The organism is Streptomyces ferrugineus (assembly GCF_015160855.1).
In the GTDB taxonomy this organism is placed as follows: Bacteria; Actinomycetota; Actinomycetes; order Streptomycetales; family Streptomycetaceae; genus Streptomyces; species Streptomyces ferrugineus.
On sequence record NZ_CP063373.1, the window covers coordinates 170,673 to 192,392 of the forward strand.

The following is a 21,720-nucleotide window of genomic DNA, read 5'->3' on the forward strand; positions in this document are numbered from 1 at the left end:
AGACTTGGCCGGGAATAGCACATTGGATCACTCGGGATCACTCGATCCACGGCGATCGCAGGCGCCCGAGAGGCACGGGGGACGCAGAACATGAGCCAGGACGGCGCACAGGGCGGTACCGGGGGGCGGGCGCTGGCCGGCGGCCGCTATCAGCTGCGCGACTTGCTCGGCCAGGGCGGCATGGCCTCCGTGCACCTCGCGTACGACTCCGTGCTCGACCGGCAGGTCGCGGTCAAGACGCTGCACACCGAGCTCGGCCGCGAGCAGGCCTTCCGCGAGCGCTTCCGCCGCGAGGCCCAGGCCGTGGCCAAACTCACGCACACCAATATCGTCTCGGTCTTCGACACCGGCGAGGACACCGTCGACGACATGACGACGCCGTACATCGTCATGGAGTACATCGAGGGCCGCCCGCTCAGCTCGGTCTTCGACGAGGACGTACGGCAGTTGGGCGCGATGCCCGCCGACAAGGCGCTGAAGATCACCGCGGATGTGCTGGCCGCGCTGGAGATCAGCCATGAGATGGGGCTGGTCCACCGGGACATCAAGCCGGGCAACGTGATGCTGAACAAGCGTGGCGTGGTCAAGGTGATGGACTTCGGCATCGCGCGCGCCATGCAGTCCGGTGTGACGTCGATGACACAGACCGGCATGGTGGTCGGCACCCCGCAGTACCTCTCGCCCGAGCAGGCGCTCGGCCGGTCCGTGGACGCCCGCTCCGACCTCTACTCGGTCGGCATCATGCTGTTCCAGCTCGTCACCGGGCGGCTGCCGTTCGACGCCGACTCGCCGCTGGCGATCGCGTACGCGCATGTGCAGGAGGAGCCGGTCGCCCCGTCCTCGATCAACCGGGCGCTGCCGCCGGCCGTGGACGCGCTGGTGTCCCGCGCCCTGAAGAAGAACCCGAACGAACGCTTCCCGAGCGCCGAGTCCATGCGCGACGAGTGCCTGCGCGTGGCCGCCTCCCTCCAGGCGACCCCGCCGAGCATCGTGCCGGGCGCGCAGACGCAGAGCGGCCAGGGCGTCGGCGCCTCGGTGTTCCCGCCGGTCGGCCAGACGCCGCCGCCCGGGGGCCCCGTCCAGACGCCGTACCAGCAGACCCCGGCGCCGAACCCGTACGGCACCCCGCCGCCGTCCGCGCCCACTCCGCCGTCCGCGCCCTCTCCGTCGTACGGCTATCCGCAGCAGCCCGGCTACCAGACGCCCCAGCCGGCGGCGTACTCCCCGCAGCCGGGCCACCCGACGCCGCCGTACACCATCTCGCCCCAGCCGCAGCCCGCTTCGGGCGGCGGCAGGAACAACCGGCCCGTCGTCATCGGCTCGATCGTCGTGTCCATCGTCGCGGTCGTCGGCCTGATCGTGGCACTGTCGCTGAACGGCAACGGCAACGAGGGTGACGCGGGCGGGGGCGGTAACCCCAGCACGTCGGAGACGACACATGCGGCGGGCTACCGCGGGCCGGACGAATCCAAGACGATCGAGACGACGGAGTGCACCGAGCCACTGGAGTCGAACCGCGACCCCGACAAGGTGCAGATGCCGAACTTCACGTACAAGAACTGGGATTCGGTGCTCGCCTGCCTCAAGGCCGCCGGCTGGACCTACGAGACGACCCGGGTGGACGAGAACACCTTCGGCGACGGCAGCGTGTTGGGGCAGTCCCCGAAGGCGGACACGGACTTCGACCCGGACAACCCGCCGAAGATCGAATTCCAGGTCTCCACCGGTAACCCGGCCTGACAAGCTCCGCGCCATAGCGGCGGAGTGAGCCCCAGCGGCCTTCCGCGTCCTGCATGGCCGCCTTCGACAGGGCGTTACGCCCCTCACAGCATTGTTGATCATGTTGTGGCATGGGCATGCCCTCCATATCATTGCGACTCAAGGAAAATGATCTTGCATACAGGGGGAACCCTTGAAGACGAAGTTCAGACGTGCCCTCGCCGTGGGTGCCGCCGCGCTCGGCGTCCTCGCCTTCTCCGCGAGCCCCGCGTCCGCCGGCGATGTGTCCAGGACCTACGGCGGGGTCTACGGCGCGGCGTCCTTCCACTACGCGAGTAAGACCTACGCCGACCACATCTACCTCGAGCTGCTCGACCGTGAGCCCGACGGGCATCACGTCCGCCTCCGGGTGCAGTCCCTCACGCCGAACCGCGTGCTGACCAGCTACGCCTGGCGCAAGGTGACCACCGGCGCCGGCACCACCGGCCAGTGGGTGACCGAACTGACGGACAGCCGCGGCATCTGGGCGCTGCGCATCCAGGTCTGCGTCTTCGAGGGGGAGAGGGCACTGGGCTGCGACGAGTCCGCCTGGGACGGCAACATCTACTACTGATCCCGATCAGCCCGGCAGGGCGGCCTCCGCGTTGCCGTCGCGAGCAGCGGAGGCACGCGGGGCCCACGACAGCGGGAGCCCGGCACTCGGAGTGCCGGGCTCCCGCTGTCGTGGGCCCCGTCGTCCTACAGGTACGGCCCGCCCGAGCGGCCGCCCGGCTGCTGCTCGCCGTCCTCGTGGCCGCCGACGCCCGGCGGGAGGGCGCGGCGCATCTGCTCGAGCTGGGCGCGTGCGGCCATCTGCTGGGCGAAGAGCGTGGTCTGGATGCCGTGGAAGAGGCCCTCCAGCCAGCCGACCAACTGGGCCTGCGCGATACGCAGTTCCGCGTCGGACGGAGTCCCGTCGTCCGTGAAGGGCAGGGAGAGCCGCTCCAGTTCCTCGACTAGCTCCGGGGCCAGTCCGTCCTCCAGCTCCTTCACCGAGCTGGCGTGGATCTCCTTCAGCCGGACCCGGCTCGCCTCGTCCAGAGGAGCGGCGCGCACTTCTTCGAGCAGCTGCTTGATCATGCTGCCGATCCGCATGACCTTCGCCGGCTGCTCGACCATCTCCGTCACCGGGACCTCGCGGGAGTCCTCGTCTCCGTTGCCGCCGGTGAGCGCCATCCCGTCCTGGCCCACGACCAGGATCTGGGGGTTCTCGGACGGCCTTTCGTTCCTCGGCATCTCCATGCCGCCATTCTCTCGCACCCGTACAGCTCATCATCGTGGTGCCCCCCGTGTGGGGTGATCCACCGTTTACGCACGGCCGGTTTCCGCCACTACCGGGGCGCCGGATTGGATCGGGTGGCGGAGTCCGAAATGCCGGGTGTGCTGGGCGCTGTGATGGTTGTTCCATGACTTCATGGCTGGGGGCGGTGCGGGAGCGTACGCGAGCTGCTCCGAGTCGGTCGCACGGTGTGCCGTGGCCGGCGGGGACGCTGGTCGTGGTGGTGACGGGGTTGACCGTCGGGCTGTGGGGGGCCGGGGTGTCGTACGGCGTCGATGATCCGCGGGGGGCGGGGCCGTCCGGTTCCACGGGTGCGTCGCACTCGCCCCTGGTGCCCTCCGCGCCCGTGGTTTCGCCCACGGCGCCCTCCGGGACGTCGTCCGGCTCCGCGGCCGAGGGCGACGCCCGTCCTTCCCCCGGTCCTCCGGGTGCGTCCGAGGGGCCGTCCGCCTCCGCCGAGAGGACCGAGGAGAGCGCCGAGGAGGGGTCGGAGGCCACGGCGAAACCGACGGCCTCGGCCAAGCCCACCGCGCACGGACCCACCGCCTCCTCCCCCACGCCCTCCGCCAAGCCGTCCCGGGCCGGGAGCCGGGCGGGTGAGGGACGGGACCGGCCGGGGCGGCCCGGGCGGGTGAAGGGGCCGCTGGAGGACGAGGAGGCGGGGCGGGAGAAGGGGAAGGGGAGGGACAGGCCTGGCCGTGAGGAGGATGTCGGCGAAGGGCGCGACCCGGGAGCGCCGGAGGAGGAAGGGGAGGAGGACGGCTGGGGCATGCCCGAGAGCTCGGACGCCGCCGAGGCCCCCGCCCGGGATTCGACGCCCTCCACCCCGCCGACCCGCCCCGCACGGCATCCCGCCCCGCACGCCGACGGCCCCACCGAGCCCGTGCTCGAAGTGCTGCCCCTGGGCACCGGCCTGGTACTGATCGGGCTCGGACTGGGCCTCGCCTTCGTGGGGCTTCGGCTGCGGCGGGGCTAGCGGGCGCTGTCCGGGGAGGGAGGTGGCCGCGCGGGCCCGGCGTCCTACGGCGCGACGAGCAGCACCTTCCCCACGTGTCCGCTCTCCTCGAGCACCCGGTGCGCCTCGGACGCCTCGCTCATCGGCAGTTCGCGGTCGACGACCGGACGTACGTGACCGGCCTCCACCAGGGGCCAGACGTGTTCGCGTACGGCCGCCACGATCGCCGCCTTCTCGGCGAGCGGACGGGCCCGCAGCGAGGTCGCGCTGATGGCGCCGCGCTTGGCCAGCAGCGCGCCGATGTTGAGCTCGCCCTTGACGCCGCCCTGCATGCCGATGATGGCGAGGCGCCCGTTGACGGCGAGGGCCTGGACGTTGCGGTCGAGGTACTTGGCGCCCATGTTGTCGAGGATGACGTCGGCTCCGGCCCCGTCGGTGGCCTCCTTGACCTCGGCGACGAAGTCCTGTTCCCGGTAGTTGATCAGGATGTCGGCGCCCAGCTCGGCGCACCGGTCCAGCTTCTCCTTGCTGCCCGCGGTGACGGCGACCCTGGCGCCGACGGCCTTGGCGAGCTGGATGGCCATGGTGCCGATGCCGCTGGAGCCGCCGTGCACCAGCAGCGTCTCGCCGGGGCGGAGGTGGGCGACCATGAACACGTTGGACCAGACCGTGCAGACCACCTCGGGCAGTGCGGCGGCCTGCGTCAGGCTCAGGCCCTTGGGCACGGGCAGCAGCTGGCCGGCCGGGACGGCGACCTTCTCGGCGTAGCCGCCGCCCGCCAGCAGCGCGCACACCTCGTCGCCGACGGCCCAGCCGGAGACACCCGGGCCGACCTCGGCGATCCGGCCGGAGCACTCCAGGCCGGGGTAGGGGGAGGTGCCGGGCGGCGGGTTGTAGAAGCCCTGGCGCTGCAGGATGTCGGCGCGGTTGACGGCCCCGGCCGTCACTTCGACCAGCACCTCGCCCTCACCGGCCACGGCGTCGGGGACCTCGTCCCACACCAGTGCCTCGGGCCCACCAGGTTCGGGAATCGTGATCGCATGCATGGCACGGACGCTACTCCTCGGCCCTCGTCCTCCAGCCGCAGGTCCCTGGGACCTTCTTCCCCCTGTCCTCGGACCTTGGACGGGTCTGCGGGAAATCCCTGTGCGGAACCGATGAGTTTGCGCGACCGTAAAAGTCTCCCCATGCGTAGCCCAGAACCGCGGAAGGACCACTCGGAAGGATCCCGACAGCATGAGCACGCAGACGACGTCCGGTCTCGCGATCGAGACCGCCGGCCTGGTGAAGACATTCGGCGAGACGCGGGCTGTCGACGGCGTGGACCTCGCGGTTCCGGCCGGCACGGTCTACGGCGTCCTCGGCCCGAACGGCGCCGGCAAGACCACCACCGTGAAGATGCTCGCCACCCTGCTACGACCCGACGGCGGCGAGGCCCACGTCTTCGGGCACGACGTCGTCCGCGAGGCGGACGCGGTGCGCAGCAGGGTCAGCCTGACCGGCCAGTACGCGTCCGTGGACGAGGACCTCACCGGTACCGAGAACCTGGTCCTGCTGGGCCGGCTCCTCGGACACGGCAAGCAGGCCGCGCGGGAGCGCGCCGCACAGCTGCTGGAGGCCTTCGGGCTGACGGACGCGGCCGGGAAGCAGGTCAAGAACTACTCCGGCGGCATGCGCCGCCGTATCGACATCGCCGCGTCCATCCTCAACACCCCCGACCTGCTCTTCCTCGACGAGCCCACGACCGGCCTCGACCCGCGCAGCCGCAACCAGGTGTGGGACATCGTGCGCGCGGTCGTCGCCCAGGGCACGACCGTGCTGCTGACCACGCAGTACCTGGACGAGGCCGACCAGTTGGCGTCCCGGATCGCCGTCATCGACCGCGGCAAGGTGATCGCCGAGGGGACCAAGGGCGAGCTGAAGGCGTCCGTCGGCGCCGGGTCCGTCCATCTGCGGCTGCGCGATGCGGAGCAGCGGCCGGAGGCCGAGCGGGTGCTGCGACTGGCCCTGGCCGCGGACGTGCAGTTGGAGCCGGACCCCGTGGCGCTCACCGCGCGCGTCGGCTCCGGGGCCGCCAATGGACAGGGCGCGGCCGAGCAGGCGGGCCGGGCGCTCGCCGAGCTGGCCCGCACCGGAATCATCGTCGACAACTTCTCGCTTGGTCAGCCCAGCCTGGACGAGGTGTTCCTCGCCCTCACCGGACACGACACGCACGACGCCCGCGACCACGACGCAGACAAGGACGAGGTGACGGCATGAGCACCGCGACGCAGACCGAGAGCAGGGAACTCGCCCCCGTCAGCGCCGAGTCGCTCGCCGCGCTGCTCGTCAGCAAGGAGCGCCCGCCGCGGCCCAGTGCCTGGTCGGCGTGCATGACCTTCGGCTGGCGGGCGATCCTGAAGATCAAGCACGTACCGGAGCAGCTCTTCGACGTCACCGCGTTCCCGATCATGATGGTGCTGATGTACACGTACCTGTTCGGGGGCGCCCTGGCCGGCTCCCCGAAGGAGTACATCCAGTTCCTGCTGCCGGGCATCCTGGTGATGTCGGTCGTGATGATCACCATGTACACGGGCGTCTCGGTGAACACCGACATCGAGAAGGGTGTCTTCGACCGCTTCCGCTCGCTGCCGATCTGGCGGCCGTCGACGATGGTCGGCTATCTGCTGGGTGACGCCCTGCGCTACACCATCGCGTCCGTCGTGATGCTGACCGTCGGCATCATCCTGGGCTACCGCCCCGACGGCGGCGTCGGCGGAGTGCTCGCCGGGATCGCGCTGCTGGTCGCCTTCTCGTTCGCGTTCTCGTGGATCTGGACGATGTTCGGACTGATGCTGCGCTCCGAGAAGTCGGTGATGGGCGTCAGCATGATGGTGATCTTCCCGCTCACCTTCCTGTCCAACGTCTTCGTCGACCCCAAGACCATGCCGGGCTGGCTCCAGGCGTTCGTGAACAACAGCCCGATCACCCATCTGTCCTCGGCGGTACGCGGGTTGATGGCGGGCGACTGGCCGGCGGCCGAGATCGCCTGGTCGCTGGGGTGGGCCGGTCTGTTCGTGCTGGTCTTCGGGCCGATCACCATGCGGCTGTACAACCGCAAGTAGCCGGGCCCGGCGTCAGGAGTTCCTCCACCCCGGGGGTGTCAGATCGGTTTCATCCCCGGGGGCAGACGCCGCTCATCGGGTGCGACCCGAGTGCTCGGCGTCGCTCGCACGATGGTGATGAGCCGGTCCGTCAACTCCAGGGTCCCGACGGCCGGATCGTCGTATCCGAGCACCCGGTGCCCGCGTACGACACTCACCACCAGGTCGTCCATCTGCCGCGGGTTCTTGCCCACCTCGGCCTTTATGACCGGCCGCTCGACGATGTCCAGCCCGCTGCCCTGCTGGATCAGGTCCTCCAGGACCATGCCGGCGGCGGGGCTGAGCACGGACAGGCCGAGCAGCCGCCCGGCCGCGCTGGCGCTGGTGATGACCGCGTCGGCGCCGGACTGCTTCAGCAGCGGGGCGTTCTCCTCCTCGCGGACCGCGGCCACGATCTTCGCGCCCGGGTTGAGCTGCCGGGCCGTCAGCGTCACCAGCACGGCCGTGTCGTCCCGCTGGGTCGCGATGATGATCTTCCGCGCCTTGTGCACCTCGGCCCGCCTCAGGACCTCACTGCGCGTGGCGTCCCCCGCGACCCCGGCGAATCCATCCGCGACGGCCGCGTCGATCACCGAGGAACTCGGGTCGACCACGACGACCTGCTCTTTCCTCAACCCGGTCGCACAGACGGTCTGGATCGCCGAACGCCCCTTGGTTCCGAAGCCGACGACGACGGTGTGGTCGCGCAAGGTGGACCTCCAGCGGGTCAGTCGCCACTCCTCCCGAGTGCGCTCGGCGAGGACCTCGAGCGTGGTGCCGACCAAGATGATCAGGAACAGCACACGCATCGGCGTGATGACGAAGATATTGGTGAGTCGGGCGGTGTCAGTGACCGGGGTGATGTCGCCGTATCCCGTGGTGGAGAGACTGACGGTCGCGTAGTAGAACGCGTCGAGGAGATCGACGGAACCGTCGGAGCTGTCGGTGTAGCCGCCGCGGTCGGCATAGGCGATCAGGGCGGTGGCGACGAGCAGCGACAGGGCCAGCACGACCCGCTTGGCGACCTGGCGGAACGGATGCTGCACGATCTTCTTCGGGAGCTTCACCCGATGGGTCTCGACCCGCTCGTCCGCCCGGCGTGCTATGGCGTCCTGGCCCGGAAGTTTCACGTGAAACACACCTCGATGCCGGCACTCGCCCAGGGCAGATCGAGCAGCTCGGTCTCCTGACCGGCACCCGCTCCGCCGGGCGGTACGACGGCGACGGCGTCGGCCGCCGCCATGCCCCGCAACATGGCCGGCCCCTGGTAGTGCAACGGCACGGCGTGATCGCCGCGCAGCACGACGGGGATGAGCCGGGTGTCGTGCGGATGCCCGTGCGCCGCCTCCTTCAGGGGCAGCGCATACGCCTCCGGAGCGGGGCGTGCCGCGAGGGTGCGCAGCATGGGTTCGGCCAGTGTGAGCAGGCCGGAGACGGCGGCCAGGGGGTTGCCGGGCAGCCCGACGAGGTGCTGGTCCTCCTTGATGCGGGCCAGCAGCATGGGGTGGCCGGGGCGCACCTTGACGCCGTCCACGAGGAGTTCGGCGCCGATGCGCTGAAGGATGGGGTGCACGTGGTCGACGGGACCGGCCGCGGTGCCGCCGGTGGTCACGACGAGGTCGGCATCGGACTTGGTGAGGGCCTTGTGCAGGGCCTTGGCATCGTCGCCGAGCCGGCGCACGGCGGTGACGTCGGCGCCGAGTGCGCGCAGCCAGGGCGGGAGCATCGGGCCGAGGGCGTCCCGGATGAGCCCGTCGTGCGGGCGCCCCTCGGTGAGCAACTCGTCGCCGAGGACGAGGACTTCGACTCGGGGTCGGGGTACGGCGGTGACGGTGTCGTATCCGGCCGCGGCCGCGAGGCCCAGCACCGCCGGGGTCACCAGGGTGCCGACGGCCAGCAGTTGATCGCCGTTGCGGCACTCCTGGCCGCGCGGGCGGATGTCCTGGCCGGGCTGGATCTCCCGGGTGGCGTGCAGATGGCCCTTGGCGTCCGTGCGGCCGTGCTCGCTGCGCAGGACCGCGGTGGTGTCCGGGGGGATGCGGGCGCCGGTCGCGATACGGACGGCCTCGCCGTCGGTGAGCGGCTCGGGCTCGGCGTGCCCGGCCAGTACGCCCTCCTCCCTCACGTCCCAGGGGCCGGGGCCGGCGACCGCCCAGCCGTCCATGGCGGAGGTGTCGAAGGAGGGCAGGTCGGTGAGGGCGGTGAGGGGCGCGGCCAGGGTGAGGCCGAGGGCGGCGTCGAGGGGGACGGAGACGGGGGCGCGGCGGGTGGCCCGGGTGGTGCCCCGGGCGGCGCGGGCGGCGATGTCGCGGGCCTCGGGCCAGGGGGTGGCCCCGTGGTGGCGGTCGGGGTTGTCGCGGCCCGGCTGGTGGTGCTCGGACCGGGGGGAGCCCTGCGGGTGCGGGGTGGGGGCGGGCATGTGATCGCCTGGGGTGCGGTGGCCGTTGGTTTCGTTCACGAGGGCGAGCACCTCCTCGACGTCGAGGTCCTCGGCGTCCTCGTCCGTGCGCGCGCCGCGGGCGGTCATCCGGCGTCCGGGCGGGTGTCGGTCGTGGCGTCGGGGGCCTGGTCGGACTTGGCCGCCGCGGCCTCCTCCGCCCAGCGCAGGGCGAGCGCGGCGGCCTTGCGGGATGCCTCCGCGACGGCTTCCGGGCCTGACTGGCCCCCCTTGGCCTGCGCGGCCGCGTATCCGACGAGGAAGGTGGTCAGCGGGGCCGCGGGCCGTGCCACGCCGTGGGCGGCGTCGCGGGCGAGGTCCAGCAGCAGTTTGGTGTCGACGTCGAGGTCGATGCCCAGTTCGTCCTTGACTGCGGAAATCCATTCATCCAACACGTGCCCATGCTCCCTGATGCGTGCCCTGGCGGTGGCGATGTCGTCCCAGGTGTCGCAGTCGAAGGACGCGACGGGGTCGGGGACTCGGGTGAGGTCGAGAGCGCCGGTCAGCCGGCGCAGGGGGAGGCCGGTGAGGCCGTCGTGCCCACGGGCGAGCGCGGCCAGTTCGCGACGCAGCGCGGGCGCCCGGTACGCGGCGACGAGGGGCTGGTCGCGCCCGTCGGCGTCGGTGAGCAGCGCACCGTCGGCAGCGCCGGCGCGCAGGGCGGCCAGCAGCCGCCGTACCGTGCCCTCGTCGAGGAAGGGCAGATCGGCCGAGAGGACGACGACCGACTGAGCCGTGGTGTGCCGCAGCCCGGCGCCGAGGGCGGCCAGCGGGCCACCGCCGGGCGGATCCTCGCGTGCCCAGGTCACCGGTCGTGCGGTGGGCCGGGGGTCGGCGACGACAACGGTGGTGCGCGCGTCGGCGCAGGCGGCGAGTACCCGGTCGAGCAGCGGGCGCCCGCCGACGCGCACTCCGGGCTTGTCCACACCACCGAGCCGCCGCGCGGCGCCGCCGGCGAGGACCACGGCGTCGTACGCGCCGTCCTGTCCGGCGTCGTGCCGTGCGTCGCCGGGGTCTTGCGCGCCCGTCGGTTCGTACGCGGTCATCCCCCGAGTATGCGTGCCTCGGCGATCACAGGGAACGCGGGGGAGGCGGCGGACCCGGCCGGGGTGTCACAGCGTGCGCAGCAGCACCGCCGGCTGTTCCACACAGTCCGCCACATGGCGCAGGAAGCCGCCCGCGGTGCCGCCGTCGCAGACCCGGTGGTCGAAGGTGAGCGAGAGCTCGACGACCTGGCGCACGGCCAGCTCGCCCTCGTGCACCCACGGCTTGGGGATGATGCGGCCGACGCCCAGCATCGCGGCCTCGGGGTGGTTGATGATCGGCGTGGAGCCGTCGACGCCGAACACTCCGTAGTTGTTCAACGTGAAGGTGCCGCCGGTGAGTTCCGCCGGTGTGAGGGTGCCCGCGCGGGCCGCTTCGGTCAGCCGGGCGAACTCCGCGGTCAGCGACTCCGCGTCGCGCGCGTGGGCGTCCCGTACGACCGGGACGACGAGTCCCCGCTCGGTCTGCGCGGCGAATCCGAGGTGCACGTGGTCGAGCTGGACGACCTCCCGGGCCTCCATGTCCACCGTGGAGTTCAGCTCGGGGTACCGGGCCAGGGCTGCGGTGCAGATCCGCGCCAGCAGGGCGAGCAGGGAGATCTTCGGTCCCCCGGCGCCGTTCATCGCGGTCCGCGCCCGCATCAGCTCCGTCGCGTCCGCGTCCACCCAGCAGGTCGCGTCCGGGATCTCCCGCCGGCTGCGGGACAGCTTGTCGGCCACGGCGCCGCGGACGCCCTTGAGGGGGACGCGGATGCCGGAGGGGGGCGCGGAGGAGCGGACGGGGGCAGGCGCGGGCGGGACGGGGGCGGAGGGGGCCGGCGCCGGGTGGGTGTGCGGCTCGGCCGACGGCACGGCCGTGCGTCCCCGCGCGGCGGCCGCACGCAGGGCGTACTCGACGTCGGCCCGCAGGATCAGCCCGTCGGGTCCGGAGCCGTGCAGCTCCCGCAGGTCGAGACCGTTCTCCCGGGCGAGCCGGCGGACGAGGGGCGAGATGACCGGCACGGGTCCCTCGGGCACCTCCTGGACGGTCGCCCTGCCGTTGGCGGACACGGGTTCCACGGGCACCGCGGGCACCGACTCCCCCGGCCGCACCCTGCGCCGCCGCGCCGGTGCCTGCGAGGTGCCGTATCCCACCAGCACGTTCCCGGAGCCCTCGGTCTCGTCGGTGGGGGCCGGCGCGCCCACCGCCACCGTCAGCAGCGGCGCCCCGACGGGCAGCTCGGTGCCCTCCTCGCCGAAGCGGGCCGTGACCACGCCGGCGTAGGGGCAGGGGACGTCGACCATCGCCTTGGCCGTCTCGACCTCGACGACCGGTTGGTCGACCGCGACGACATCGCCGACCTGGACCAGCCAGCGCACGATCTCCGCCCCGGTGAGCCCCTCCCCGAGGTCGGGGAGCTTGAATTCAAGCACCTGTGCCATCAGCTCTCGGCCTCCCACTGCAGACGCCCCACGGCGTCCAGGATCCGGTCCACGCCGGGCAGGTGGTGACGCTCCAGCATCGGCGGCGGGTAGGGGAGGTCGAACCCGGCCACGCGCAGCACCGGCGCCTCCAGGTGGTGGAAGCAGCGCTCCGTGACCCGGGCCGCGATCTCCCCTCCCGGTCCGCCGAACCCGCCCGACTCGTGTACGACGACCGCCCGTCCGGTCCGCCGTACCGAGGCGGCGACCGTCTCGTCGTCGAACGGCACCAGCGAGCGCAGGTCGACGACCTCCAGGTCCCAGCCCTCGTCCCGGGCCGCCTCGGCGGCTTCGAGGCAGACCGGCACGGACGGTCCGTACGTGATGAGCGTGGCGCTCCGCCCCGAGCGCCGCACCACCGCGCGGCCAATCGGTTCAACGCTCTGCGGGTCGTCCGGGTTCCAGGAGTCCTTCGACCAGTACAGCCGCTTGGGCTCCAGGAAGACGACCGGGTCGTCGGAGGCGATGGCGGCGCGCAGCAGGCCGTAGGCGTCGGCGACGGTCGCGGGCGTGACGACATGGAGCCCCGGAGTCGCCATGTAGTACGCCTCGGAGGAGTCGCTGTGGTGCTCGACGCCGCCGATGCCGCCACCGTAGGGGACCCGGACGGTGATCGGGAGCGGCATCTTGCCGCGGGTGCGGTTGCGCATGCGCGAGACGTGCGAGATGAGCTGCTCGAACGCCGGGTAGGCGAAGGCGTCGAACTGCATCTCCACGACCGGGCGCATGCCGTACATGGCCATGCCGACCGCAGTGCCGAGGATGCCGGCCTCGGCCAGCGGGGTGTCCGTGCACCGGTCCTCGCCGAACTCCTTGGCGAGCCCGTCGGTGACGCGGAAGACGCCGCCGAGGGTGCCGACGTCCTCGCCCATGACGTGGACGGACGGGTCGGCGGCCATGGCGTCGCGCAACGCGCGCGTGAGGGCCTGCGCCATGGTGGCCGGCTTGACGGCGACGGTGGTCATCGGTGCGCACCTTCCTGATGGCCGTGCTCGGCGTCGAGCTCGGCGCGCAACTGGGCCTGCTGCTCGCGCAGTTGCGGGGTGGGCTCGGCGTACACGTGCGTGAACAGGTCCATGGGGTCGAGCGCCGGGTCCTGGTTCATCCGCTCGCGCAGATCGGCGGCCATCGCCTCGGCGGCGTCCCGCGCGGTCCGCTTGGTGTCCTCGTCGAGCAGGCCGCGTTCGGTCAGCTCGTGCTCCAGGAGGGCGATCGGGTCGTGTCCGCGCCAGGTCTCGACCTCGGAGTCGCCGCGGTAGCGGGTGGCGTCGTCGGCGTTGGTGTGGGCGTCGATGCGATAGGTGATCGCCTCGATCAGCGTCGGTCCGCCGCCCGCGCGGGCGTGCCGTACGGCGTCGGCGACGACCTCGTGCACGGCGGCCGCGTCGTTGCCGTCGACCAGGCGGCCGGGCATGCCGTAGCCGACGGCCTTGTGGGCCAGCGACGGGGCCGCGGTCTGCTTGGCGAGCGGCACGGAGATCGCGAAGCCGTTGTTCTGGACGAGGAAGACGACCGGCGCCTGCCATACGGCGGCGAAGTTCAGCGCCTCGTGGAAGTCGCCCTCGCTGGTGCCGCCGTCGCCGACCATGGCGAGCGCGACCACGTCGTCGCCCTTGAGACGGGCGGCGTGCGCGAGGCCGACGGCGTGCGGGAGCTGGGTGGCGAGCGGCGTGCACAGGGGGGCGACGCGGTGCTCGTAGGGGTCGTAGCCGGTGTGCCAGTCGCCGCGCAGCAGGGTCAGGGCCTCGACGGGGTCCACGCCGCGGGCGACGGCCGCGAGGGTGTCGCGGTAACTCGGGAAGAGCCAGTCGCGCTCCTGAAGGGCCAGCGCGGCGGCGACCTCGCAGGCCTCCTGGCCGGTGCTGGACGGGTAGACGGCGAGGCGGCCCTGCTTGGTGAGCGCGGTCGCCTGCGCGTTGTACCGGCGGCCCCGCACCAGCTCGGCGTACAGCCGGCGCAGCAGGCCCGGATCGGCCTTCACGGCGGCCTCGGTGCCGAGGACGCGGTAGGGCTCGGCGTCGGGCAGCAGCGGCGCGGGGGCCATACGGGGCTGCCAGGCGGGCGGCGGCGATGGCCGGTACGCGCCTCGCTGCTCCATGACCGTCATGACGGCACCTCCTGGGAGTGGCTACGGAGGCGCAGCTCCTGTGACGCGCCTCACCTACCGATTGTTCGGTCGCCGGCACATTTTGGCTACAGGCCCCCTCAGGCTGTGGACAAACGGTTCTCCACAGCCTGCAATGAACGCAGTACGTCCACGGAGGGAAGGCAGGGGGACATGACGCCTGAACAAATGGCCGAGAGCCCGGAGGACGGCGTCCCCCTGTCACCGCCTCGTCCGCTCGACGCCATCGATCAGGACATCCTGCAGATGCTCCAGGCGGACGGCCGCGCGTCGATACGGTCGGTCGCCGAACGGGTCCATGTCTCGCGTGCCAACGCCTACGCCCGTATCAACCGCCTCATCGAGGACGGCGTCATCCGCGGTTTCGGCGCCCGCGTCAACCACGAACGCGCCGGTCACGGCACCTCGGCGTACATCACCCTGAAGATCGTCCAGAACACCTGGCGCACGGTCCGCGAACAGCTCCGCCAGCTCCCCGGCGCCTCCCACATCGCCCTGGTCGGCGGCGACTTCGACGTCCTGCTCCTGGTGCACACCCCCGACAACCGCTCCCTGCGCGAACTGGTCCTCACCCGCCTCCAGGCGATCCCGGAGGTGCTCAGCACCCGCACGCTGCTGGTGTTCGAGGAGGAGGACCTGGAGCCACAGGGCTGAGCACCGGCCCCGGCCGTCAGCCCGCCTGTCGCAGCCCGCCGAACACCAGCCGCACCACCGTGTCCGCGACCTCGCGTTCGTTCATGCCGCGGCCATCCGGGCGGTACCACTCCACGATCGAGTTGATCATCCCGAAGACGAGCCGGGTCGCGAGCCGTACCTCCACGTCGGCGCGCACCTCCCCGTCCGCGGCGGCCGCCTTGAGCAGTGCGGCGACCTGGTGGTCGAAGTCGCGGCGGCGTTCCAGGGCCCAGCGCTCGGTGTCGGTGTTGCCGCGCACACGCAGCAGCAGCGTGACGTACGGCAGCTCGGTTATGAGCACCTCGACCATGCGCCGGACCACGTACTCCAGGCGGTCGGCGGCGTGCCCCACGCGCGCGTGCTCCTCGTCGAGGATCCCGAAGAGCCCGTCGAGGGCACGGCTGACGGCGCGGCGCAGCAGCTCCTCCTTGCCCGTGACATGGTGGTAGATCGACGACTTGGAGATGCCGGCCGCCCTGGAGAGGTGCTCCATGGAGGTGCCGTCGTAGCCGCGCTCGTTGAAGACCCGCACGGCGACGGAGAGCAGGGTCTCCGGGGTGTACGTGTCGCGCTTGGCGGTGGTCATGAGGTGCTGCCCTCCCGCTTGTCGGAGGCGTACGCGTGGCGGTACAGCGCGAGGGACGGCGCGTAGCGGCCGGACGGCTCGCGTACGTGCAGCTCGTCCAGCACGTCGTAGGCCCAGCCGCGGCCGAGCCTGCGGCTCCATTCGAAGGGCCCCATGGGGTAGTTGACCCCGAGCCGCATCGCGGTGTCGATGTCCTCCTCGGTGGCCACGCCCTTGGCGACGGCGTCGTGCGCCAGGTCGACGATCCTCGCGACCGTGCGGGCGACGATCATGCCGGGGACGTCCCCGATGACGCTGACCCGCTTGCCGAGCGCCTGGAAGAGCCCGGTGGCCTCGGCGAGGGTCTGCGGCGAGGTGTCCTGGGAGGCGGACAGGGCGATGCGGGTGGCCCGGCGGTAGTCGAGGGCGAGGTCGAAGTAGACGACGTCCCGGAACTCCACCGACGTCTGGCCGTCGGCGAGCGCGAGCTGGCCGCCGCTGGGCAGCACCAGGCGGGTGCCGTGGTCCTCGGCCTCCTCGCGCACCGGGACGCCCGCCTCGCGGATCAGCGCGAGCAGCTCGGAGGCGGGGCCCAGGTCGCCCTCTACGACGACGTGGGCGGGCGGCTGCTGCTTCTCGGCGGTGTGCGGCTCGTCGCGTTCGGCGTCCTCCGCGTAGTCGTACCAGCCGTGCCCGCTCTTGCGCCCGAGCCGCCCGGACTCGACCAGGCGCCGCTGGGCGAGCGACGGCGTGAAGCGCACGTCCTGGAAGAAGGACTCCCACACCGAGCGCGTCACGGACTCGTTGACGTCCTGCCCGATGAGGTCGGTGAGCTCGAAGGCGCCCATCCGGAAGCCGCCGCACTCGCGCAGGACGGCATCGATGGTGGCCGGGTCGGCTCCCTGCGCCTCGTAGACCGCGAAGGCCTCCGCGTAGAAGGGCCGGGCGATGCGGTTGACGATGAAGCCGGGGGTGTCGGCGCAGGCGACCGGCGTCTTGCCCCAGGCGCGTGCGGTCTCGTACGCGCGCGTGGCGTACGTGACGTCGGTGGCGAACCCGGAGACGACCTCGACGAGGGGGAGCAGCGGGGCCGGATTGAAGAAGTGCAGGCCCACGAAGCGGCCGGGAAGGCGCAGGGCGCCACCGATCGCCGTGACCGACAGGGACGAGGTGTTGGTGGCGAGCAGGCAGTCCTCGCCGACGACGCCCTCCAGCTCGCGCAGCAGCTCCTGCTTGACGTCGAGGCGCTCCAGGACCGCCTCGACGACGAGGGCGCAGTCCGCGAGGTCGGCGAGGGACTCGGCGGGCAGCAGCCGCGCGCGGGCCGCGTCGCGGTCGGCGCCGGTGAGCCGGTCCTTCTCGACGAGCCGGTCCAGGCGGGCGCCGATCGCGTCGGCCGCGTCCCGGGCCCGCCCGGCGACGGCGTCGTACAGCCGTACGGGATGGCCCGCGACCAGCGCGACCTGGGCGATGCCCTGGCCCATGGTGCCGGCGCCGACGACGGCCACGGGGCTGCTGAGGTCGAGTGCTGTCATGTGCGCGATCCTCCCGCACGGGGTTTTCCACAGATGCGGCGGACCCCCTTGAACCGACCGATCGTTCGGTTACTCTAACTCTGACTGCCTGTTTCTGCCCATGTTCTGCCCAGGTCATGAGCTCGACGGAGAGCTCAGGAAACGAGGAGTTGGTCCCGCATGGCCACCGCCCAACTGACCGCCCACGAGCTGATCGCCAAGCACCGGCCCACCCTCGACCAGGCGCTGGAAGCGATCCGCACACGCGCGTACTGGTCGCCGCACCCCGAGCACCCCAAGGCCTACGGCGAGAACGGCAGCCTGGACGCGGCGGCGGGCAAGGCCGCCTTCGACGCCCTCCTGGGCAACCGCCTCGACCTCGGCCAGGCCGGCACGGACGACTGGGTGGGCGGCGAGGTCTCCCCGTACGGCATCGAGCTGGGCGTCGAGTATCCGCACGCGGACATCGACCAGCTCCTGCCGGCCATGAAGGCCGGTCAGCGGGAGTGGCGGGACGCGGGCGCGGAGATGCGCGCGGTGGTGTGCCTGGAGATCCTCAAGCGGATCAGCGACCGGACCCACGAGTTCGCGCACGCGGTCATGCACACCTCCGGCCAGGCGTTCATGATGGCGTTCCAGGCGGGCGGCCCGCATGCGCAGGACCGCGGTCTGGAGGCGGTGGCGTACGCCTACGTCGAGCAGGTCCGCACCCCCGACACCGCGGAGTGGACCAAGCCGCAGGGCAAGCGCGACCCGCTGGCGCTGAACAAGCAGTTCACGCCGGTCCCGCGCGGCATCGCCCTGCTCATCGGCTGCAACACCTTCCCGACCTGGAACGGCTACCCGGGCCTGTTCGCCTCCCTCGCCACCGGCAACGCGGTCCTGGTCAAGCCCCACCCGCGCGCGGTGCTGCCGCTCGCGCTCACCGTGCAGGCCGCCCGGCAGGTGCTCGCCGAGGCGGGCTTCGACCCGAACCTGGTGGCGCTGGCCGCCGAGCGCCCCGACGAGGGCATCGCGAAGACCCTGGCCCTCCGCCCGGAGATCCGGATCATCGACTACACGGGCTCGACCGTGTTCGGCGACTGGCTGGAGGCCAACGCCCGCCAGGCGCAGGTCCACACGGAGAAGGCCGGCGTCAACACGGTGATCGTCGACTCGACGGACAACTACAAGGGGATGCTGTCCAACCTGGCCTTCTCCCTCTCCCTGTACAGCGGCCAGATGTGCACCACCCCGCAGAACCTGCTCGTCCCCCGCGACGGCATCCGCACCGACGAGGGCCCCAAGACCTACGACGAGGTCGTCGCCGACCTCTCGCGCGCGGTCGACGGCCTCCTCGGCGACGACGCCCGCGCGAACGCGCTGCTCGGCGCGATCGTCAACCCGGACGTGAAGGCGCGCCTGGAGGCCGCGGCCGGGCTGGGCGAAGTCGCCCTCGCCTCGCGGGAGGTCGCGAATCCGGAGTTCCCGGACGCGGTGGTCCGCACACCGGTGATCGTGAAGCTGGACGGGGCCAAGCCGGACGACGAGGCCGCCTACATGAGCGAGTGCTTCGGGCCGGTGTCGTTCGCCGTGGCGGTCGACTCGGCGGCGCACGCGGTGGAGCTGCTGCGGCGGACCGTGCGGGAGAAGGGCGCGATGACCGTCGGGGCGTACACCACCGACGACGAGGTCGAGCAGGCCGTCCAGGAGGCGTGCCTGGAGGAGGCGGCCCAGCTGTCGCTGAACCTCACGGGCGGGGTGTACGTCAACCAGACGGCCGCCTTCTCCGACTTCCACGGATCGGGTGGCAACCCGGCGGCCAACTCGGCGCTCACCGACGGGGCGTTCGTCGCCAACCGGTTCCGGGTCGTCGAGGTGCGTCGGGAGGCCTAGACGCCCTGACCGCTGCCGAGGCTCCAGTGGTACAGCGTCATCGCCACGCTCGTCGCCAGGTTGTAGCTGGAGACCTGGGGGCGCATCGGCAGGGCCAGCAAATGGTCGGCACGCGCGCGTAGTTCGGCCGACAGGCCGCTGCGCTCCGATCCGAAGGCGAGGACGGCGTCGTCCGGGAGCTTGCTGCCCCGGATGTCGTCGCCCTCCGGGTCGAGCGCGAAGAGCGGGCCGGGCGGCAGCTCGGCCACCGCCAGCCGCTCCACCGCCGTCGCGAAGTGCAGTCCCGCCCCGCCGCGCACGACCGTCGGATGCCAGGGGTCCAGCGTGCCGGTGGTGACCACGCCGGTCGCGCCGAAACCGGCGGCCAGGCGGATCACCGCGCCCGCGTTGCCGAGGTTGCGGGGGTTGTCGAGGACCACGACCGGGGCGGTGCGCGGGGTGTGCGCCAGCCTGTCGAGGTTGGCCGCGCGGGACGGACGTACCGCCAACGCGGCCACCGCGGTGGGGTGCGGGCGGGGGACGAGGGAGGTGTACGTCGGCTCCGGGACCTCGGTCAGCAGCGCGTCCAGGGCGTCCCGTACGTCCGGCGCCAGTTCGTCGGCGAGAGCCAGCGTGGCCTCGCGGTCGACGGTGACCGCGACCGGGACCTCGGCTCCGAAGCGCACGGCGTGCTTGAGGGCGTGGAAGCCGTCGAGCAGTACGGCGGCCTGGGCGAGCCGGTTCCAGGTGGTCACGGTCATGCCGTGAAGCCTACGTGCGCGTGCTCGGGGTTCTCCGGGGTGCGCGGTCCGGGCAGCCCCGTACGGTCCTCACCGCGCCGCACCAGACGCCAGAGCCGTCCACGCGCGCGTGCCGCCCAGCCGCCCATGCGGCGCAGGAACGTCGTCGGCAGGAAGACCGCGTCCGCGGCGATCATCGCCAGGGAGAAGAACGGCAGGCCGAGGACGATCGCGATCACCGCGTGCTCGGTGATCATCGCGCCGAGGAGGGCGTTCTTGACCCGCCGGTTGAACAGCGTGAACGGGAAGGCGACCTGCACGATGACCGTGCCGTAGGTGATGAGCATCACCATGGTGCCGCTGGAGGACAGCAGGTCGGCGAGGGCGGGCCAGGGCGAGAAGTAGTCGAGGTGCAGGGGGTAGTAGACGGCGGTGCCGTCCTGCCAGCGCGTGCCCTGGATCTTGTACCAGCCGGCGGTGGCGTAGATCAGGCACGCCTCCGCCATGATCACCAGCAGGGCGCCGTTGTGCGCGATGTTGCCGATGACGTCGAGCAGGATGCGCGGCTGGGCGGTGCGCGCGCGGCGGCCGACGATCCACCACACGCCCAGTGCCGTCCAGACCAGCCACAGGATCACCGGCACGGTCAGATCGCCGCCGAGGCGGCCCGCCGCGGTCACCGCGACCAGCGCGAACCCGGACACGCTCCACAGGGCCGGGCCCACCCGGTCCGGCGCGATCCGCTCGCCACGCGCGCGTGCCTCGCGCTCGCGCCGCGCCCGGCGCTCGTCCAGCGACCAGACCTGGCCACAGCGTGTGAAGACGAGGTAGACGCACATCAGGTGCAGCACGTTGTCGCCGCCGTCGCCCATGAAGACGGAGCGGTTCTGCAGCGAGAGCACCCCGACCATGAACAGCACGGACATGGTGCGGGTACGCCAGCCGAGCAGCAGCAGGACGCTGGTCAGGACGGCGAAGACGTAGACGCTCTCGAACCACAACCCGTCCCTCGACCAGATCAGGGCGGTGAAGGAGCCGTTCGTCCCGATGAGCTGCTGGGCGAGGTCGAAGTCCCAGGGGCCGTCGGGTCCGTACAGCTCATGGCGGTGGGGAAGCTCACGCAGCAGGAACAGCAGCCAGGTCGCGGTGAAGCCGATGCGGATCACGGCCGTCTGGTACGGGCCGAGCGCGGACTCGGTGACACGGGCGATGGCGGAGGAGACCGCGAGGGCGAAGTGGCTCACCGGGCGGCTCCCGCTGTCTCGCCGTCCGGGATCGACCACCAGGGCAGCACGCGATAGGTCGCCTTGCCGGAGATCTGCTCCTCGCTCCACTTCGGCGGGGGCACATTGGTGGTGCGGGAACGGACCTGGACGCGTTCGACGACGCCACCGGCCCCGGCCGCGTTCGCGCGGTCGAGGCGCAGCTGCACTATGTGCCGCAGATAGGTCTCGGACAGGGCGCCGCGCAGACCCATGGGCTGGTTCTCGGCGTCATGCGTGGCGACGAAGAAGTCCCAGGCCCGGCGCAGCTCGTTCTGCTGGGTGTGGCTGGGCAGCAGATTGCCGTCGATGGCCCGGCCGTCCTGGGCGGACAGGTCGTACCAGCCGGTGGTGCGGGTGCCGCCGCCGGCCGTGTCGACCTGGGCGCGGACCTGCACCGCGATGTTCTGCTGGAGCGGGTTGGGGGCGAACAGCTTCCAGTTCTGCTCGAACTCCGGGTATATCCAGTCGTCGATCGCCTTCCCGTGCTTCTTGGTGACCGTGTTCGGCGGGGCGACATGCAGAAAGACCATGCCGACGTGGACACAGACGGTGATGGCCACGACCGCGAGGGCGAGCGCGGCGCCGATCTGGTAGCGCAGGGAGAGGGCGGCGACGCCGGTGCGGGGTTCCGGTTCGGGCGGCGGCGGGGCGGCGGGGGACACGTCGGAGGGCAGGGGCGCGTCGGCGGGCGGCACGGGCTGCGGCTCCTCGCGCGGCCCACGCCGGGCCGCCGAGCCTGCGTCGTACGCGTCCATCCTGTCCCGTTCCCCGATTCCGGTCCGTCCTGCCTCGGCGCTCGCACGGGAACGGTACTCAGGCCCACCCGCCGGGCACAGCCCCTGTCGGGCCGCCGTTGCCGACACCCTACGGGGGTCCCACCACGCCTCGCTGGCTCGCGGCGGGCCCTCACGGGACCCGCACACGCGC

At 72.0% G+C, this 21,720-nt stretch carries 20 protein-coding genes; 7 read left to right on the forward strand and 13 right to left on the reverse strand.

What is annotated here, in order from left to right; genetic code table 11:
• The first annotated feature begins 90 nt into the window (after positions 1 to 90).
• Positions 91 to 1,740, forward strand: coding sequence for a protein kinase domain-containing protein (locus IM697_RS00785; protein WP_194043704.1), 1,650 nt, complete (start codon positions 91 to 93; stop codon positions 1,738 to 1,740).
• A gap of 172 nt (positions 1,741 to 1,912) precedes the next feature.
• Entirely contained in the window at positions 1,913 to 2,332 is a 420-nt protein-coding gene (locus IM697_RS00790; protein WP_194043706.1) for a hypothetical protein, read from the forward strand.
• Positions 2,333 to 2,457: 125 nt separating this feature from the next.
• Here the strand turns inward: IM697_RS00790 and IM697_RS00795 are convergent, their stop codons facing one another.
• On the reverse strand, positions 2,458 to 3,000 hold the full coding sequence (locus IM697_RS00795; protein ID WP_194043708.1) for a bacterial proteasome activator family protein: 543 nt from the start codon (positions 2,998 to 3,000) through the stop codon (positions 2,458 to 2,460).
• Positions 3,001 to 3,164: 164 nt separating this feature from the next.
• Between IM697_RS00795 and IM697_RS00800 the strand changes: the two genes are divergently transcribed.
• Positions 3,165 to 4,013, forward strand: a complete 849-nt coding sequence (locus IM697_RS00800; RefSeq protein WP_194043710.1) for a hypothetical protein — start codon at positions 3,165 to 3,167, stop codon at positions 4,011 to 4,013.
• 44 nt (positions 4,014 to 4,057) lie between these two features.
• On the opposite strand, the gene IM697_RS00805 is transcribed toward IM697_RS00800, so the two are convergent.
• Positions 4,058 to 5,038 (reverse strand): NAD(P)H-quinone oxidoreductase, encoded by a 981-nt coding sequence (locus tag IM697_RS00805; RefSeq protein WP_194043712.1) that lies wholly within the window; start codon positions 5,036 to 5,038, stop codon positions 4,058 to 4,060.
• A 190-nt stretch (positions 5,039 to 5,228) separates the two neighbouring features.
• On the opposite strand from IM697_RS00805, the gene IM697_RS00810 reads away from it, so the two are divergent.
• Together IM697_RS00810 and IM697_RS00815 are read left to right on the forward strand one after the other, a co-directional pair.
• Positions 5,229 to 6,251, forward strand: coding sequence for an ATP-binding cassette domain-containing protein (locus tag IM697_RS00810; protein WP_194043722.1), 1,023 nt, complete (start codon positions 5,229 to 5,231; stop codon positions 6,249 to 6,251).
• A complete protein-coding gene (locus IM697_RS00815) occupies positions 6,248 to 7,096 on the forward strand; it encodes an ABC transporter permease (RefSeq protein WP_194043724.1) in 849 nt (282 codons plus the stop codon). The genes IM697_RS00810 and IM697_RS00815 overlap by 4 nt, the downstream gene beginning before the upstream one ends.
• 38 nt (positions 7,097 to 7,134) lie before the next feature.
• On the opposite strand, the gene IM697_RS00820 is transcribed toward IM697_RS00815, so the two are convergent.
• From IM697_RS00820 to pdhA, 6 genes are all read right to left on the reverse strand, one after another.
• Positions 7,135 to 8,244: a potassium channel family protein gene (locus IM697_RS00820; RefSeq protein WP_194043725.1), complete on the reverse strand. Its 1,110-nt coding sequence runs from the start codon at positions 8,242 to 8,244 to the stop codon at positions 7,135 to 7,137.
• A complete protein-coding gene (locus IM697_RS00825; protein WP_194043727.1) occupies positions 8,241 to 9,641 on the reverse strand; it encodes a molybdopterin molybdotransferase MoeA in 1,401 nt (466 codons plus the stop codon). Before IM697_RS00825 ends, IM697_RS00820 begins: the two co-directional genes overlap by 4 nt.
• Complete coding sequence (locus tag IM697_RS00830) at positions 9,638 to 10,597, reverse strand: NTP transferase domain-containing protein (protein WP_194043729.1); 960 nt, start codon at positions 10,595 to 10,597, stop codon at positions 9,638 to 9,640. The genes IM697_RS00825 and IM697_RS00830 overlap by 4 nt, the downstream gene beginning before the upstream one ends.
• Positions 10,598 to 10,663: 66 nt before the next feature.
• Positions 10,664 to 12,016 carry a dihydrolipoamide acetyltransferase family protein gene (locus IM697_RS00835; RefSeq protein ID WP_194043730.1) on the reverse strand — a complete coding sequence of 451 codons (1,353 nt, stop codon included), beginning with the start codon at positions 12,014 to 12,016 and terminating at the stop codon, positions 10,664 to 10,666.
• On the reverse strand, positions 12,016 to 13,020 hold the full coding sequence (locus IM697_RS00840) for an alpha-ketoacid dehydrogenase subunit beta (protein WP_194043731.1): 1,005 nt from the start codon (positions 13,018 to 13,020) through the stop codon (positions 12,016 to 12,018). The genes IM697_RS00835 and IM697_RS00840 overlap by 1 nt, the downstream gene beginning before the upstream one ends.
• Complete coding sequence (gene pdhA, locus IM697_RS00845) at positions 13,017 to 14,162, reverse strand: pyruvate dehydrogenase (acetyl-transferring) E1 component subunit alpha (protein WP_194043732.1); 1,146 nt, start codon at positions 14,160 to 14,162, stop codon at positions 13,017 to 13,019. The genes IM697_RS00840 and pdhA overlap by 4 nt, the downstream gene beginning before the upstream one ends.
• Before the next feature lie 186 nt (positions 14,163 to 14,348).
• On the opposite strand from pdhA, the gene IM697_RS00850 reads away from it, so the two are divergent.
• Positions 14,349 to 14,834, forward strand: coding sequence for an Lrp/AsnC family transcriptional regulator (locus IM697_RS00850; RefSeq protein WP_194049530.1), 486 nt, complete (start codon positions 14,349 to 14,351; stop codon positions 14,832 to 14,834).
• 16 nt (positions 14,835 to 14,850) lie between these two features.
• Here the strand turns inward: IM697_RS00850 and IM697_RS00855 are convergent, their stop codons facing one another.
• Together IM697_RS00855 and IM697_RS00860 are read right to left on the reverse strand one after the other, a co-directional pair.
• Entirely contained in the window at positions 14,851 to 15,441 is a 591-nt protein-coding gene (locus tag IM697_RS00855; RefSeq protein ID WP_194043733.1) for a TetR/AcrR family transcriptional regulator, read from the reverse strand.
• Complete coding sequence (locus IM697_RS00860) at positions 15,438 to 16,955, reverse strand: 3-hydroxyacyl-CoA dehydrogenase (protein ID WP_194043734.1); 1,518 nt, start codon at positions 16,953 to 16,955, stop codon at positions 15,438 to 15,440. The genes IM697_RS00855 and IM697_RS00860 overlap by 4 nt, the downstream gene beginning before the upstream one ends.
• 159 nt (positions 16,956 to 17,114) lie before the next feature.
• On the opposite strand from IM697_RS00860, the gene paaN reads away from it, so the two are divergent.
• Entirely contained in the window at positions 17,115 to 18,809 is a 1,695-nt protein-coding gene (gene paaN / locus IM697_RS00865; RefSeq protein ID WP_194043735.1) for a phenylacetic acid degradation protein PaaN, read from the forward strand.
• Here paaN and IM697_RS00870 read toward each other — a convergent pair.
• Genes IM697_RS00870 through IM697_RS00880 form a run of 3 tightly spaced genes read right to left on the reverse strand, consistent with a single transcriptional unit; the run spans position 18,806 to position 21,548 of the window.
• Positions 18,806 to 19,549 (reverse strand): TrmH family RNA methyltransferase, encoded by a 744-nt coding sequence (locus IM697_RS00870; protein ID WP_194043737.1) that lies wholly within the window; start codon positions 19,547 to 19,549, stop codon positions 18,806 to 18,808. The genes paaN and IM697_RS00870 overlap by 4 nt on opposite strands.
• Complete coding sequence (locus tag IM697_RS00875; RefSeq protein ID WP_194043739.1) at positions 19,546 to 20,772, reverse strand: HTTM domain-containing protein; 1,227 nt, start codon at positions 20,770 to 20,772, stop codon at positions 19,546 to 19,548. The genes IM697_RS00870 and IM697_RS00875 overlap by 4 nt, the downstream gene beginning before the upstream one ends.
• The gene (locus tag IM697_RS00880) at positions 20,769 to 21,548 is read right to left on the reverse strand and encodes a DUF5819 family protein (protein WP_194043741.1); all 780 of its coding nucleotides are present in this window, start codon (positions 21,546 to 21,548) and stop codon (positions 20,769 to 20,771) included. The genes IM697_RS00875 and IM697_RS00880 overlap by 4 nt, the downstream gene beginning before the upstream one ends.
• Positions 21,549 to 21,720: the final 172 nt, after the last annotated feature.